The sequence below is a fragment of the Desulfosporosinus acidiphilus SJ4 genome (assembly GCF_000255115.2).
GTDB lineage: Bacteria > Bacillota > Desulfitobacteriia > Desulfitobacteriales > Desulfitobacteriaceae > Desulfosporosinus > Desulfosporosinus acidiphilus.
The window spans coordinates 4373363-4388847 of record NC_018068.1 but is presented as its reverse complement, the minus strand read 5'-3'; the positions used below and the strand labels follow the sequence as shown (position 1 = coordinate 4388847).

Annotated in this window: 16 protein-coding genes; 9 read left to right on the top strand and 7 right to left on the bottom strand. The window is 45.4% G+C overall.

Annotation, left to right across the window (positions count from 1 at the left end):
• Position 1 precedes the first annotated feature (1 nt).
• The 4 genes from obgE to yhbY are packed head-to-tail and all read left to right on the top strand — an operon-like array spanning position 2 to position 4104.
• A complete protein-coding gene (gene obgE, locus DESACI_RS20175) occupies positions 2–1270 on the top strand; it encodes a GTPase ObgE (RefSeq protein ID WP_041276681.1) in 1269 nt (422 codons plus the stop codon).
• 30 nt (positions 1271–1300) lie between these two features.
• Positions 1301–2575, top strand: a complete 1275-nt coding sequence (locus tag DESACI_RS20170; protein ID WP_014829077.1) for an efflux RND transporter periplasmic adaptor subunit — start codon at positions 1301–1303, stop codon at positions 2573–2575.
• Positions 2572–3771: an ABC transporter permease gene (locus DESACI_RS20165; protein ID WP_014829076.1), complete on the top strand. Its 1200-nt coding sequence runs from the start codon at positions 2572–2574 to the stop codon at positions 3769–3771. Before DESACI_RS20170 ends, DESACI_RS20165 begins: the two co-directional genes overlap by 4 nt.
• Positions 3772–3810: 39 nt before the next feature.
• The gene (gene yhbY, locus DESACI_RS20160; RefSeq protein ID WP_014829075.1) at positions 3811–4104 is read left to right on the top strand and encodes a ribosome assembly RNA-binding protein YhbY; all 294 of its coding nucleotides are present in this window, start codon (positions 3811–3813) and stop codon (positions 4102–4104) included.
• A gap of 306 nt (positions 4105–4410) precedes the next feature.
• Here yhbY and DESACI_RS20155 read toward each other — a convergent pair whose 3' ends face one another.
• Positions 4411–5118, bottom strand: coding sequence for an SGNH/GDSL hydrolase family protein (locus DESACI_RS20155; RefSeq protein WP_014829074.1), 708 nt, complete (start codon positions 5116–5118; stop codon positions 4411–4413).
• Positions 5119–5711: 593 nt separating this feature from the next.
• Here DESACI_RS20155 and hutU point away from each other — a divergent pair.
• The 5 genes from hutU (at position 5712) to hutI (ending at position 11355) form a co-directional block, all read left to right on the top strand.
• Positions 5712–7757, top strand: a complete 2046-nt coding sequence (gene hutU, locus DESACI_RS20150) for a urocanate hydratase (RefSeq protein WP_049804143.1) — start codon at positions 5712–5714, stop codon at positions 7755–7757.
• Positions 7758–7799: 42 nt separating this feature from the next.
• A complete protein-coding gene (locus DESACI_RS24645) occupies positions 7800–7952 on the top strand; it encodes a hypothetical protein (RefSeq protein ID WP_158310203.1) in 153 nt (50 codons plus the stop codon).
• A 425-nt stretch (positions 7953–8377) separates the two neighbouring features.
• Entirely contained in the window at positions 8378–9007 is a 630-nt protein-coding gene (locus tag DESACI_RS20145; protein ID WP_014829071.1) for a cyclodeaminase/cyclohydrolase family protein, read from the top strand.
• Positions 9008–9153: 146 nt separating this feature from the next.
• Positions 9154–10050, top strand: a complete 897-nt coding sequence (ftcD, locus tag DESACI_RS20140; RefSeq protein WP_014829069.1) for a glutamate formimidoyltransferase — start codon at positions 9154–9156, stop codon at positions 10048–10050.
• Positions 10051–10095: 45 nt separating this feature from the next.
• Positions 10096–11355 carry an imidazolonepropionase gene (hutI, locus tag DESACI_RS20135; RefSeq protein WP_041276679.1) on the top strand — a complete coding sequence of 420 codons (1260 nt, stop codon included), beginning with the start codon at positions 10096–10098 and terminating at the stop codon, positions 11353–11355.
• A 170-nt stretch (positions 11356–11525) separates the two neighbouring features.
• Here the strand turns inward: hutI and DESACI_RS25590 are convergent, their stop codons facing one another.
• The 6 genes from DESACI_RS25590 to DESACI_RS20110 form a co-directional block, all read right to left on the bottom strand.
• A complete protein-coding gene (locus DESACI_RS25590; RefSeq protein WP_282434142.1) occupies positions 11526–11648 on the bottom strand; it encodes a hypothetical protein in 123 nt (40 codons plus the stop codon).
• 205 nt (positions 11649–11853) lie between these two features.
• Entirely contained in the window at positions 11854–12156 is a 303-nt protein-coding gene (locus tag DESACI_RS20130) for a zinc-ribbon domain containing protein (RefSeq protein ID WP_014829067.1), read from the bottom strand.
• 216 nt (positions 12157–12372) lie between these two features.
• The gene (locus tag DESACI_RS20125; RefSeq protein ID WP_041276678.1) at positions 12373–12858 is read right to left on the bottom strand and encodes a CarD family transcriptional regulator; all 486 of its coding nucleotides are present in this window, start codon (positions 12856–12858) and stop codon (positions 12373–12375) included.
• A 200-nt stretch (positions 12859–13058) separates the two neighbouring features.
• On the bottom strand, positions 13059–13775 hold the full coding sequence (locus tag DESACI_RS20120) for a sulfite exporter TauE/SafE family protein (protein WP_014829065.1): 717 nt from the start codon (positions 13773–13775) through the stop codon (positions 13059–13061).
• Positions 13776–13873: 98 nt separating this feature from the next.
• Entirely contained in the window at positions 13874–14347 is a 474-nt protein-coding gene (locus DESACI_RS20115) for a DUF1003 domain-containing protein (protein ID WP_014829064.1), read from the bottom strand.
• A 119-nt stretch (positions 14348–14466) separates the two neighbouring features.
• Positions 14467–15321, bottom strand: coding sequence for a polysaccharide deacetylase family protein (locus tag DESACI_RS20110; protein ID WP_014829063.1), 855 nt, complete (start codon positions 15319–15321; stop codon positions 14467–14469).
• Between the last annotated feature and the right edge of the window lie 164 nt (positions 15322–15485).

Below are 15485 nucleotides of genomic sequence, written 5' to 3'. Positions count from 1 at the left end.
GTTGTTTTATGATCGGGCAAAGATTTATGTCAAGGGGGGCGATGGCGGAGCAGGCGCCGTCGCCTTTCGCCGGGAAAAATACGTTCCCGAGGGGGGGCCAAGCGGCGGGGACGGAGGCCGCGGGGGCAATATTGTCTTCGTTGGAGATGAAGGGATGAGCACCTTAGTAGACTTCCGCTATAAACGCCATTATAAAGGGGAACGGGGCGAGCATGGACAAGCTAAAAATATGACCGGAAAAAGAGGTACTGATGTTGAACTGCGTATCCCGGTGGGCACGGTGGTCTTAGAGGATGAGACCGGCGACGTGATTGCCGATATTACGGAGCATGGTCAACGAGTGGTGGTTGCTGCCGGCGGAAGAGGGGGACGGGGAAATGCCCGATTTATGAGCAATACCAATAAAGCCCCGACCTTAGCGGAAAACGGAGAACCAGGCGAGGAACGCTGGCTGAGATTAGAACTGAAACTGCTGGCGGATGTCGGTTTAGTAGGGTTCCCGAATGTGGGAAAATCGACGCTGATCTCCAAAGTTTCGGCCGCAAAGCCGAAAATCGCGGATTACCATTTTACGACCCTCGTACCGAACCTCGGGGTAGTTGAACTTGAAGACGGGCAGAGTTTTGTCATGGCGGATATTCCCGGCCTGATTGAGGGTGCCCATGCAGGGGCAGGTTTGGGTCATGAATTTTTGCGTCATACTGAGAGAACGCGTTTGATTCTCCACGTTTTAGATATCTCCGGTTCAGAAGAACGGGATCCCTTAGAGGATTTTCGCATTATTCAAGAGGAACTTCGCCTCTATAGTCCTGACCTCGCCCAGAGGCCTGTGCTGGTGGCCGCTAATAAAATAGATATTCCGGGTGCTGAGGAACATCTCCGGCGTTTAAAAGAGGAGCTGGGGGAAGAGCTGGAGGTCTTTCCGATTTCTGCGGCAACGGGGGAAGGGCTGCAGCCTTTGACCTATCGAATTGCCCAGCTTCTGCCGGATATTCCCGTTCCGGAAATCACTAATTACACGGCGGAACATGTGGTAACCAAAGCAGAGCCGGAACAACGATTTGAGATTATTAAGGAAAATAACCAATTCGTGATTATGGGCAAAGAAGTGGAGAAACATGTGCGCATGACTTTGTTTGACCGGGAAGAAAGTATTTACCGCTTTCAAAATATCTTAAAGGCTATGGGGATTGATGATGCTCTGCGTGAGGCGGGTATTAAAGAAGGAGACAGCGTAGAGATCGCAGGCATGACCTTTGAATGGGAGTAAAAATCAATTTAGACCTCTGGAGGTAACACTGTGAAGAAACGTCTTGGGTGGGGAATAGGGATTGGGCTGGTACTTGCCGCAGGTCTCGGCTGGTGGTTCTGGAGGAATTCTCAGAGTCCTCTTAAAGTCAGCTCCGGCATGGTGTCTCGGATCTCGATGCAGGAAGATATCTATGCCACAGGAAGCGTGGTTCCTAATTCCCGCCAGGATGTGTATGCTTTAAACTCCGGAATTGTTTCCAAGGTCGCTGTTCAGGCCGGAGACTCCGTCAAAGCCGGCCAGGCTCTGGTAGCTTTTAACTCAACCTTAGCGGATGCCCAAGTTGCTCAAGCTCAGGCGAATGTTGAGGCAGCTCAGGCCTCGGTCAACGCCGCCCAGCGCGGTTTAGAGGATATAAAGCAAGCTCAGAGTGCTGCCAAAGCCTCTGCGGTGACTGCAGGCGGAGTCCAAGCGGGTTCAGGCACTGTTAATATCAGCGGCACCGGCGGCGGAAATCTCATCCCTAATAACGGCGCCGGCAGCAATGGGGCGGTGACAAACCCGGCGACTCATAGTTTGGCGGCAGCCAATACTGCACTAAGCAGCAGCCTGGAAAGTACTCAGGCTGTTCACCAGGCGGAAGGAACGTTGGCTCAGAGTCAAGCCGGTTTAAAACAGGCCCAGGAGGCCTTGAATGTAGCTCAGGTGCAGAGAGACCAGTTCACGTCGAAGGCGGCGGCTGACGGGACAGTTCTCGAGGTGAATGTCCAGGCCGGAGAGCCGGCCCCTGTCCAACAGCCTTTAGTGGTGGTTGCCGATCTGGCTCACTTGAATGTCCTGGTGCAGCTCAATGAAATGGATGCCACCAAAGTTAAGGTAGGGGGAAAGGTCAAGGTAACCAGTAAGACATTGGGCAGTGCCTCTTTGACAGGGGTTATCGAAAAAATTGCACCGGAAGCAGTTGCCCAGCCAACGGCGGCCCAAGGGAGTGCTTCCCCTACGGTGGCGGTGACCATCCGTTTAGACAAAGTGCCTGCCGAATTGAAGCCCGGCTATTCCGTAACGATTCAAGCGATTGTGGCGACGAAAAAAGGAGTTTTGGCCGTTCCTCTGGAAGCTCTGTTTCAAGAGGGAAGCAAAAACTATGTCTACCGTATTCAAGACGGGCACCTGCATAAGACAGAGGTCAAAGTGGGGATCGGCAATGATACGGATCAAGAAATCACCTCCGGTCTTAAGCCCGGGGATCTCATTGTTCTTAATCCTACCAATGAACTCTCCGAAGGTCTGGCGGTCACTCCTGATCAAGGGAGTGGAAGCGGATGAGTCTGTTTGAAGCTTTGCGGGGAGCCTTGTTTAGTCTGAGAACGAACAAGCTGAGAACAGGGCTGACCATGCTGGGAATTGTCATTGGCATTGCAGCCGTGATTGCCGTGGTAACCATCGGTTTAGGCGGAAAGGCCGCCATAATGCAGGAAATGCAGAAAAGCGGTGTCAATCTCTTTGTCTTATATACGAAATCCGTGGGGCAAACGGGACAATCTGAAGAGGCTATCCTGACCTTACAGGACTGCGAAAGTTTAAAGAGGTCCTTGCCCCAAGTAAAGACACTGCTGCCGGCAAGTGTGGATTACGCTGCTTTGGAAGTGAATCAAAAGAACTCTTCGGCGATGATTGTGGGGACAACCCCGGAATTTGCCGGTTTGCGCAGCCGTGACGTTGCCTTGGGGCGTTTTTTTTCTGAGGAGGAGTACGGAGCGGAACGCAGGGTGGTGGTGATTGACCAAGATTTGGCCAATAATTTGTTTGGGGCCGGAAATCCCTTAGGACAGCAGGTGATGGTTCAAAATATCCCCTGCCGGGTGATCGGAGTTTTAGCAAAGGATACCTCTGCCTTTTCCCAGTTCCAAGTGGGGCCTCAGAATTCTTATGCCTATGTCCCTTGGGGAACTTGGTCGGATATGTTCCAATCGACTCGGGTGGACCAGTTAGAGGGAGCCACTTATCAGGAAGCGGACTTGGACAGTACCATCTCTAGCGCCAAAAGAATTCTCAACCTGCGTCATGGAACCACAGACCAGTATGATGCTTATAATGTTCAGCAGTTAGTACAGTCAGCCAATAAAATCACCCAAATTTTAACGAGTATTATTGGCTTAGTGGCCGGGATCTCTCTGCTGGTTGGAGGAATCGGAATTATGAACATCATGCTGGTGTCAGTGACGGAACGCACCCATGAAATCGGGCTGCGCAAAGCCGTAGGGGCCAAAGAACGCGATATTCTGCTGCAGTTTCTTTTGGAAGCTACCGTTTTAGCCTTAGCAGGAGGTATCGTGGGGATTCTTTTGGGAGTGGGGAGTGCGTTTACAGCAGCGAATCTTTTGAACTGGCCGCCTTTATTATCCGGATGGTCGATTCTGTTTGCTGTGACCTTTTCCCTGGCAGTGGGGCTCTTCTTCGGATATTATCCGGCCATGAAAGCGGCAAAACTGGAACCTATCACTGCCTTAAGATATGAGTAAGATAAAATATCCATAGTAATGTTAAAGGGAGGATACTTAGTGTTAACAGGTAAGCAAAAATGTTATTTAAGGGCCATGGGCAATGAAATGGACCCCATTCTGCAAGTCGGCAAGGGCGGGATTGCCGAAGCCGTTGTCACCCAGACGAATGATGCTCTGGAAGCTCGCGAACTGATCAAAGGCCGGGTTCTGCAAAATTGCCTGGAAGAGCCTAAAAGTGTGGCCGCCGATCTGGCGGAACAAACCAGGTCTGAACTGGTTCAAGTGATCGGGCGGAATTTCTTGCTTTACAGACCATCCAAAGAAAAGGCCATGATTGTATTGCCTGATTAGGTTCTCGATGAGCAAGGATGTTAATGGGCACCTGCGTTAGAGGAAATTATACAACAGGAAGTCAAATTTCAGACAGAAAGAAAAAAGGTTTCAGGGGATTTGCTCTCCTAAAACCTTTTTTGTTTTTTAACCAATCATGAACTCTCGGTCTATATGTAGGAGCAGTCCTCGTTCCCTGCTTCGGCGGGGGTAGAGTTCATCCTACAGTTCGCTGGTATTTATTATTGGCTGGATGCTTTCGGCGAAAGTGTCCACAGGGCACTTTCGCCACCGAAGCCCTGATGTTCAGCTTTAGCTGAACGAGTTTCACTTTCCCGAATCTATTATCGAAAACAATTTTTTGCCTATGGAGTAGGACATTATCTTGTACCCTGCATCGTTGGGGTGAAGTCCGTCGGACAGAACGTCAGCCAAATCCCTTTGCTTTATTGGAAAGTCACTCCAGACATCTATGGAGTTGGCCTGATCATTAAATGCATTGACGATGATTTGTGATCGGATGGCTGTGAATGAGGAATCGTCTGAAGATACCATAGGGGGCTCAACGATACAAAATATATCGGCTTTCGGAGCTTTTCGGTGGACCATCCAAATTAGATCGGAATACTTTAAGCAGAACTGACCGGGGGTGTAAAAGTTTCTGTCGTTTCTGCCTACACAAATAAATACTGCGTCTGTTTTACTGTCGATTTCTTCAGCCCGCTGCAAACAGTAATCGACGAGGGTTCCTGATTTAGCCTTGTTATTCCAAAGTATCCTGTGTGAATATTTTCGGCTGATCAAGGTATTAAGATCAGAATCCCATCCTGTCGTGAGGGGATCCGAAGCGTCTTGGCTGACGGCAATAGAATCTCCCAAAATAACGGCATTAATGTCAGCGGTTTTTAACTTTTTGATGCCTGTGGCGGTGTTAATAGGGAGCTGCGCTCCTTGTGCTTTATGGGGAATGATGAAACCGGCCATTATGAACAACATGGTTAGGGATAAGAATATCGCTTTGTTCTTTATGATCATTCGTTTTTTGTTCTCTTCTTTCTGCTGCGGCTATTTATACTATCAAAAGATACCTTCGCTTAACTACTTTCATCCAGCATAATAAGTGCGATACTTATCATCAATTACAAAAACTTTGCTAAAATGTGGCCCAATCTGCTCTACTTTTTAATAATCCCATAATTTCCTTGCGAAGTAAGGGGAAAAATGTCTAAAAAGCGAAAAATAGTCCCTTGTCATTCCAATTATAAACCTTGGGCAGAAATTATGGTTACTATTTTAAACTAAAAATGCTTCTTTTCCGTAGGGGTTTCTTTTGAAATAAGGCTGGGTTAGAACGTCGGAGATGAAGTGTTGCAAAGTTTAAAATGTCATTACAAAAGATCTTGATATCGATGTATTAACTGGTATAGTAAGAGGGGAAAGTTTGGCAAACACTATGAAGTGCCAGACATGAGACCTGTTGCCGGATGTTGCTCATAGCAAATGGGGATAGCTATTAGTTGATGGACCCTATGGAGCTAGAAAAAGCCATTCGCTCGGAACGGACTCGTGGAAAACCGCTGTCAGCAGCGGTAATTTCGAGCGGCCTAAAAAGAAGGAGGGTAATAATGATGATCACTAATCAAGACATCTCGCAAGCCATGACCATTAAATTAGATGCTGCCTTGCCGGAGCCGAAACAATTTGTGAAAGGCATTCGCCGGGCGCCGGACCGTGGGTATTGCCTTACCCCTGAACAGACGAAGACAGCTCTGAAAAATGCATTGCGCTATGTACCGGAAGAACTCCACGAAACGTTAGCTCCCGAGTTTTTAGAGGAACTGCGTACCCGGGGGAGAATTTATGCTTATCGCTACCGGCCGGAAGGCCGTTTATACGGCAAACCTATTTCCGAATATAAAGGAAACTGCCTTGAAGGAAAGGCTTTCCAAGTGATGATTGACAATAATCTTGACTTTGATGTGGCTTTATATCCTTATGAATTAGTTACATACGGTGAAACCGGAAGTGTCTGTCAGAACTGGCTGCAATATTGCCTTATCAAAAAGTATCTGGAGGTTTTGACAGATCAACAGACGTTAGTTTTAGAATCCGGTCATCCGGTAGGATTGTTTCCCTCACGTCCTGAGGCGCCCCGTGTCATTATTACCAATGCCTTGATGGTTGGCATGTTTGACAATCAAAAAGACTGGGAAATCGCTGAACAAATGGGTGTAGCCAATTACGGACAGATGACGGCAGGCGGCTGGATGTATATTGGGCCGCAAGGGATTGTCCATGGAACCTTTAATACACTGCTTAATGCCGGGCGGATGAAATTAGGTGTTCCCCATGACGGAGATCTGAAAGGCTTTTTATTTATTTCCTCAGGTTTGGGCGGCATGAGCGGCGCTCAAGCTAAATCCATAGAAATTGCTCAAGGTGTAGGGATTATCGCTGAAGTCGACGGGTCCCGCATTCAGACCCGGCATGAACAAGGCTGGGTGACTAAAGTTTCCGCCGATTTAGATGAGGTTTTTCGGATTGCTGAGGAGTATATACAGAAGAAAGAGCCTATGTCGATTGCCTATCAGGGGAACGTGGTAGACCTTCTGGAGTATGCCGTTCAAAAGAACATTAAGGTGGATCTGCTTTCTGATCAGACCTCCTGCCACGTGGTTTATGAGGGCGGTTACTGTCCGCAGGGGATTACCTTCTCCGAACGGACAGAGATGCTTGCTTCAAACCGTGAGGAATTTAAGAAGCGAGTAGATCAAAGTCTGAGACGCCACCATGATTTGATCTCGGAGTTAGTTAAGCGCGGAACTTATTTCTTTGACTATGGAAATTCCTTTATGAAAGCGGTTTATGATGCCGGGGTGCAGGAGATTTCCAAAAACGGGATCGATGAAAAAGACGGGTTTATTTTCCCTTCCTATGTGGAAGATATTATGGGACCTGAACTTTTTGACTACGGATACGGGCCTTTCCGCTGGGTTTGCCTGAGCGGAAGGAAAGAGGATTTGCACAAAACCGATGAAGCTGCTATGGCTTGTATTGATCCGAACCGCCGGGGACAAGACAGAGACAACTATATTTGGATTAGGGATGCTGAAAAGAATAAGCTGGTGGTTGGAACGCAGGCCAGGATTCTCTATCAAGATGCCGAAGGGCGAATTAAAATTGCCCTTAAGTTTAATGAATTAGTCCGCCAGGGAGAGATCGGGCCGGTTATGCTCGGCCGGGATCACCATGATGTAAGCGGAACGGATTCACCCTTTAGAGAAACTGCCAACATTAAAGATGGCAGTAATGTCATGGCAGATATGGCCGTTCAGAGCTTCGCCGGCGATGCCGCCCGGGGAATGAGCCTGGTGTCCCTGCACAACGGCGGGGGCGTAGGAATCGGTAAGGCGATCAACGGCGGCTTTGGCTTAGTGCTTGACGGGAGTGAACGTGTAGATAATGTTATTAAGTCGGCTCTTCTCTGGGATGTGATCGGAGGGGTTGCCCGCCGTTCCTGGGCCCGCAACCAGCATTCTATTGAGACGAGTATTGAGTTTAATGATAGGTACGCCGGTAAGGGGCATATTACGATACCGTTTGTGGCGAGGGAGGAGCTCATAGAGAGGGTCACGAGACACTTGCTCGACCATACGCCGGGCCGGTCAAACTAGGGCTTTAAACTTTGATTTTGGGTGGGGCGGGGTTCCCGGCCAATGCGACGTCCCTGTCGCAGTGGCCGGCGGAACACGTCCTGTGTTCCGCCCCGCCTGATGCATGAAAAGTTTAAAGCCGAGTTTGACACGTCTCGTCGTAAAGGTTTCACGCGTGTTCTCGTGACCCTCTGGGGCAAGGGATGTGAAGAGTGAATTTGGGGTCGTGTGCATGATGCTTCATTATGTCTTTGCTTCAGCCGACATATAAGGAAGGGACGTAATTTGGGGAGGGCAGGTTCGGCCGATGCGACACTGTCGCATGGCCGGCGGACACATTCTGTGATCCGCCCTGCCTGATGCAAGAATGGTTTAGGCTGAGTTTTTACGTCTCGTCGTAAAGGTTTCGCGAGTGTTCTCGTGACCTTCTGGGGCAGGGGACGTGAAGAGTGAATTTGGGGTCGTGTGCATGATGCTTCATTATGTCTTTGTTTCAGCAGACATATAAGTAAAGGGCCGTAATTTGGGGAGGGCAGGTTCGGCCGATGCGACGCTGTCGCATGGCCGGCGGACACATCCTGTGTTCCGCTCTGCCTGATGAAGGAAGTTTTAAGTAAAGTTTGCGTAGGAGGAATCCGAAGTTGGATTTGAAGGATATGAGTTTACGTGAGTTTGGGCTGGAGGTGGCTTCTTCTTCACCGGCGCCGGGGGGTGGGAGTGTTGCCGCCTATGCTGGGGTGCAGGGATTTGCTTTGGCGGCTATGGTTTGTCGATTGACGTTAGGGAGAGAAAAGTTTTCTGCTGTTCAGGATGAGATGCAGTCGTTATTGGATATGGCCGAGAAGAAGCAGGAGATTCTGCTGGCCCTTGTGGATGAGGATACTGAAGGGTTTAAGGCTGTGATGGGGGCTTTGGGCCTCCCTAAAACTAGTGATGAGGAAAAGGTTTTGCGGCGTGAGGCTTTGGAAGGGGCAACTATGAAGGCTGCGGATATTCCTATGCATACGGCGCGGGAGTGTTTGGCGGGGCTGCGTGTGCTTCCTGGTTTGTTGGATAAAGGCAATCCTAATGCTTTAAGTGATATGGGTGTAGCATCTTTGATGTTTAAGTCCGGATTAGAAGGGGCTTTATATAATGTCCAGATTAATGCTTTAGGGTTAAAGTCTCAGGCTAAGAAAGAGGACTTGCTGGCGGAATGTCAAAGGCTTCGCGATGAAGGGAATGCGCTGTTTGCTGAGTGCCAGGAGAAGGTTCTGAAGGGATTGAAATAATAAGAAGTAGGTTAAGAGGAGTTAGTAACAGGATCGGTGAAGCCAGTTCTTGGAGTAGTGAAGACATTGACAGGGGTTAATATTGGTTTAATACTTAATGAAGTAAGTTTAGAGAAAGAAGCAGAAGATTTTTAGGGGGATTAATGGTGGTTAAAATCGTAGAATGTATTCCAAATATCAGTGAAGGACGTCGGTTGGAAGTTGTTGAGGAGATTCTTGATGAGGTGAGACAGGTTGCGGGTGTGACCTTGTTGGATTATTCAAGCAATGCAGATCATAATCGAACTGTCATTAGTATGATCGGTGAACCGGAAAAGGTTCTGGAGGCTGCTTGGAGGCTGATTGTTAAAGCGGCGGAAAAGATTGATCTGGATCAGCATCAAGGTGAACATCCAAGGATGGGAGCAACGGATGTTGTGCCCTTTGTTCCTGTCCGGGGAATGACGATGGATGAATGTGTGGAGTTGGCGAAGCGATTGGGAGAACGCGTTGGGCGGGAGTTGTCGATTCCGGTTTATCTCTATGAGAAAGCGGCGACCCGGCCGGAACGGCGCAATTTAGCTGATGTGCGCAGAGGGCAGTATGAAGGTCTGAAGGAAAGTGTTAAAACACCGGAGCGTACTCCGGACTTTGGACCGAGTGTGTTAGGCAAGGCCGGCGCCATTGCTGTCGGTGCACGACCTCCGTTAGTTGCTTTTAACGTCAATTTAGGGACAACAAATCTGGAAATCGGCAAAGCGATTGCGAAGGGGATTCGGGGCAGTTCAGGGGGGTTTGTCAACGTTAAGGCATTAGGGATAGATCTTTCTGAGCAAGGAATGATCCAAATCTCGATGAATATGGTCGATACCCAAGGAACTCCGTTGTATCGAGCCATGGAATTTATTAAAACGGAAGCAGCTCATTTCGGGGTTCCGGTGATCGGAAGCGAAATCGTCGGGCTTGTTCCGTTAGATGCTATGCTCGATGCGGCTACTTATTACTTGAAACTGCACGACTTTTCAAGCGAGCAGATTTTAGAGAAGCGGGTATTTGGGTTTTAGGAGTGAAAAGGGAACGTGGATCAGATTCTAAGAAGAGATGGTATCATGCCGAGTGCGGATCTTGTGATCCATTCTGCTGATATAATGGTGACGATGAAGGGGCACTCTGACTCCCCAGCGTGTAAAGAGGGAATGTCGGAGATTGGTTTGATTGAAAATGGTGCTGTCGCTGTGCGGGACGGTAAGATCGTTGCAGTAGGTTCAACAGAGGAAGTTTTAGCCGATGGCTGGGTTGGACCTTATACTGTTCAAATTAATGCTCAGGGAAAGGTGGTTACTCCTGGGTTTGTTGACCCTCATACCCACGTGATTTATGCAGGTTCGCGTGAGAATGAGTTGTCTCTAAAATTAAAAGGGGTGCCTTACCTGGAAATTCTTCGGCAGGGCGGAGGAATTCATTCTACGGTTCGGAGTACGAGACTGGCCTCTGATGCTGAAGTAAAAAGTCAAACGAGAAACCGCCTTAAGACGATGCTGAGCATGGGAACGACAACAGCAGAAGTTAAGAGCGGATATGGACTTACCCTTGAGGAAGAACTCCGGATGCTGCGCTTGATCAAGGAATTAGATCATGAGCAGGATTTGGACCTTGTGCCCACCTTTATGGGGGCCCATGCTGTGCCATCGGGATATACTGAAGAAGAGTTTACGGACTATGTTGTGGAAGGCATGCTTCCGCAAGTTGCCTTCAAGGGATTGGCGGAGTTTTGCGACGTTTTCTGCGAACCGGGAGTGTTCAGTGTTCAATCCAGTGAAAGGATTTTGAAAAAAGCCAGGGAACTAAACCTGAAGCTTAAAATTCATGCTGATGAATTGGAATCTGCCGGAGGAGCCGAATTAGGAGCGAAAATGGGTGTCACAAGCGCCGACCACTTGCTGCAGGCTTCGGATCAAGGAATTTCTGCCCTTGCCGAACAAGGGGTTATTGCGGTCCTTCTTCCTGCAACATCATTTAATCTTGCCAAGAATTCTTATGCCCGGGCACGGACTATGATCGAAAAAGGGGTGCCTGTGGCTGTGGCTACAGATTCTAATCCCGGTTCGTCGCCAACGGAATCCATCCCTTTTGTCTTGACCCTAGCTTGCCTTTATCTTCGTCTAACCCCAGAAGAAGCTATTACAGCGGCAACAATTAATGCCGCCTATGCCGTAGGCAGAGCCCATCAGGTGGGCAGTCTGGAGATTGGAAAGCAAGGAGATATTCTCGTGCTAAACGTTCCTAATCTTAATTATTTGCCCTACCATTTTGGGAATAACCCGGTTGACGTGGTAGTTAAGAACGGTAAAATTGTTTGGAGAGTTTGACTTGACAGAGGCAGCCCTAGTTCCTTGCACCGGAGGCTTGGTGCCAGCACAAAACGAATATCGATAATATAAATGAAAAACGAGTTCCTTAACGTTTAATCAGGAACTCGTTTTTACTCACTTAAAGTTTGGCAGTATGAAATTAGCATCATTTTTCATTTCGCCCCTTTTTAGGAGATTTTTTTGAGGACATTTTTTGGCTCACAGGCTTTTAAAGATTCAAGCCCAACTGAATCGAGAATTTCCTCAACAATAATAATTTGTTTCTTAATCAAAAGCACACTTCCTTTCATATAAGTTCATCAGCCATAGAGGCTTCATTGACAAGTTAAATTACTTTGCCAGACTAGTCCTAACAACGAACTTCAAAATTTACTTAACTATTCAAGAATGAATGATCGCTGTTTAATAAAACCTATAGCCATGAGTAAAAATGCCTTGAAACGAAAAAGCCTTCCTAGAAGTTACCCCCCAGAAAGGCTTTGGTCAATTAGGAAATTACCAATTGTTTCGTGTACGTGGTTGATAACAGTCACGGCAATATACAGGTTTATCATTCGTCGGTTGGAAAGGTACAGTCGTCTCTTTCCCGCAATTAGCACAAATTGCTGGGAACATTTCTCTTTGTGGACGAGAGTATCCATTGTTGTTTCTGCCTTGTGCCTTTCTAGCGGAACGGCATTCTGGGCATCGGCCAGGTTCATTGGTGAATCCCTTTTCTGCGTAGAATTCTTGTTCTGAAGCGGAGAAGGTAAACTCACGACCGCAATCCTTACACGTTAAAACTTTTTCTTCAAACATTAAAAAAACCTCCAAAATTTATTACCCGCTAAATGGGAAGTATTTATTGCTTCCTATAGCTTTAGGCAATAGAGGAAGGTTTACGTAAATCCACAAATACTAACGAGCTTGCTAATTATAACTTTAATTTAGAAATAAGTCAAATATTTTAATAAATATTTTTTAAGAGCAGCCTCTCACAAGGGCTTGTTCCCATCCCAGTGGAAAAGATTAGCTCTAAGATTTCAACACTTCATCCAATAAATTAACTGCTTGTTCTTCTTTAAGGCCCTTAACCTCCATTATTTCGCTGACAAAAACATGACGTGCACTATTCAACATGTTTACGTCATCGGCACCAAGTTTATTTATTTGCCCCTTACGTGTTAAATCACGGATAATTTCCGCACCTTTATAAATGTCACCACTTTTAAATTTCTTTTTATTAATATCTTTGCACCATCGTTGATTTTCAAAGATAATAGGGTCAGTATTTCCAAGGTTAAAATCACTGAGTATATTTTCTAATATCTCAGGGTTAACTATTTGGCGCATACCTATTTTGACAGCTTTGTCCATTGGAATCATAACTTGCAATTTCTCCCGAGGGATGTTCAAAATGTAGCAGAGTTTTCTTTCCCCTAAAATCTCCTTTTCTTCAACTGCTTCAATAAAACAAGCCCCATAAACTGGATATACAATCTTGTCACCAACGTTAAACATCATAACACCTACCTTCAGAGTACCTCTTAAGTATATCATGAAACGTTGAAAATTAAAAATAAATATTCTACCATATTATATTTATTCATGTCAATAATTATGTGAAAAAAATAATTTGAATAGGATAATTCAAATGTAACCTCCTAATAGAAACGAGATAGCATTAGCTATCCCGCCAGTTATTCAATGTATTAAGCTTGCTAAAACAAAGTGGTAACTAACAAATATATGCCTGTAAAGAATAGCAAAGTATATATTATTTTTTGAAACAGTTGTTGATTAAGTCTTGAAAATAACCATTGGCCCAGATAAATTCCTAATAATGTAAACGGTAACCCCCATAAAGCCGAAATCCATACGCCTTTTGAGATACGATACATTGAGAACTGAAGCAAGAGGCTAATAGAATATACGAATACATAATAAGCTAACGTTGTACTGCGAAGAGTTGATTTATCGACCTTTGCCCCCGCAAAATAAATCAATAAGGGGGGGCCTGGCATACCTAAACTTGTGGTTAGAAAGCCCGATAATACTCCTGTTAATAATTCTTTTGGGTTACTTTGCTTGACAGTAACTTTAGCTGCTAATAGACCCGTAGATACGAGGATCAGAACACTAACAAATATTTTTAAAGGACGCATATCAAGAAAGATAAAAAGCAAAAGGCCGGGTAAGATTCCAATTAAACATCCTTTTACCAATCGTTTTAGGCTCTCTTTATTAATTTCATTTCGTATTTTAAAGGTCATAAGAAGAGATATCAAAAGAGAAAGTATTATATTCAACTGGATTGCGTCGTGTGACTCAAATATTAACAGTAAAAACGGAGTAGCCATAATTGAAAATCCAAATCCGGTTCCTGCCTGTAATATTGATGCGGCTAAGACTATGATGACTAGAATAACTATGTGCATACAATGTCCTTTCAATAGTTTTAAATCAATAAGACATTATAAATTAATAATAGCATATTATAAATGAAATAGTTTACATGCATTCGCTGCATTGCAGTCTATCTTTGAGATTGTAACAATAGTTTTATCTGGGCCATTTCACTTTCAATTCTATGGAGATGTTCTTGTATGTCATCAACTTCGAGTTCCGCCTTATAATTAATTGCAAAATCTATGATAGACTCTCGTTTATCACGAGCGGTCTGTCGGTTTTGGCTCATCATGATGATTGGAGCCTGAAATGCAGCAATAAAGGATAGGATAAGATTGAGCAATATAAAGGGCGGAGGATCAAAATGGCCTAGGATATTTAACGTATTGATAAGTATCCAGGCAGATAAAAAAGTAGCAAACATAATGATGAAGCTCCAGCTACCGCCAAACGCTGCAATCCGATCAGCCAGCTTATCTTGCCACTTTGTTTGTTTCAGATAATCCTCGTTTAGGTGCTCTGCAATGGTATGTTCATAATCAACTATAACTCGTTGCAGCCTTTTTGCATAATCTTTAACGTATTTGCGCTCATCAGGCATATTCTTCAACCTCTCTCTGACTGTTTTCTGTTAATTTTATCACTAAGTAGTAAGAGGAACAAAAATAATGGCCGAAATTCGTAAAGGATGTTGGCTTGATTTATTGATCTTGGATAATACTAAGGAAAAAGTTTCTGAAAAGAAGGCAGAGGCATCCCTCCATAAATCCGTTCGCGGCGCAATGTCAATAAGTCATCTCCTGAATGAACCCTTCCTTGCTTAGTAGTAAACCCTAATTGATATCCTGTTTTTGCCATCAATTCCAGGGTTGTTTTGTTGAATTTTCCTGAGGGAAAGCAAAGGGCTTGTACCTTAATACCAAGATGATTTTCCAGAGCTTCCTTTGAACTTATAAGTTCATTTTCTTGTTTATTATAAGAAAGCTTCGATAAATCTAAATGGTGAACGGTATGGCTGCCAATAGAATTTCCTTGTTTCACCAAGTCGCTAAGTTGGTCCCAACTCATCATTCCTTGACCTACTGAGTTCGTAACAATAAAAAAGGTTGCTCTGAAACCACTTTTTTGTAGAATCGGCCAGGCTGAAGTGTAATTATCGCTATAACCATCGTCAAATGTGAGTAATATTGGCTTTTCCGGAATAGGAGCTTTATTTGCTAATGTTTGATACAGTTCGTCAGTTGTTATGGAATGATAGCCTTTATTGTGAAGCCACGTTATTTCTTCGGTGAATTGTTTTACTGGAACGCCCAATGAGTTGCCCGGAAGGGTTTTGATGGAATGATACATAAGTACAGGTATACCAGCTTTGGGAAATGTAGTCATTTTTGGTTCAGCTTGATTTACAACAGCTAAAGATGGGGGTGCGGGGGAAACCAGAGGTTTACTAGAGTTTGATTTTAGGGAATCTCCCGGTAAATAATCATTTGCTGCAGGGCATTTGACAGCAAATGAGACGATGATTAAAACTAGAGTACAGAGGCTAGCGAGAAATAGCTTGAATTTTAGGTTCATGTAGTTGTGCCTGCCTTAGAATTTATTTGTTAATAGGATAACGACTGTTTGATAACTTTATGCATTTATATAACATAGATACGATTGCCCCCCGACCATTTTTGAAATCACGAAGGGGGCTGTTTTTTGTACAATCAGAAATTATTACTTTCAGTTAAATACTA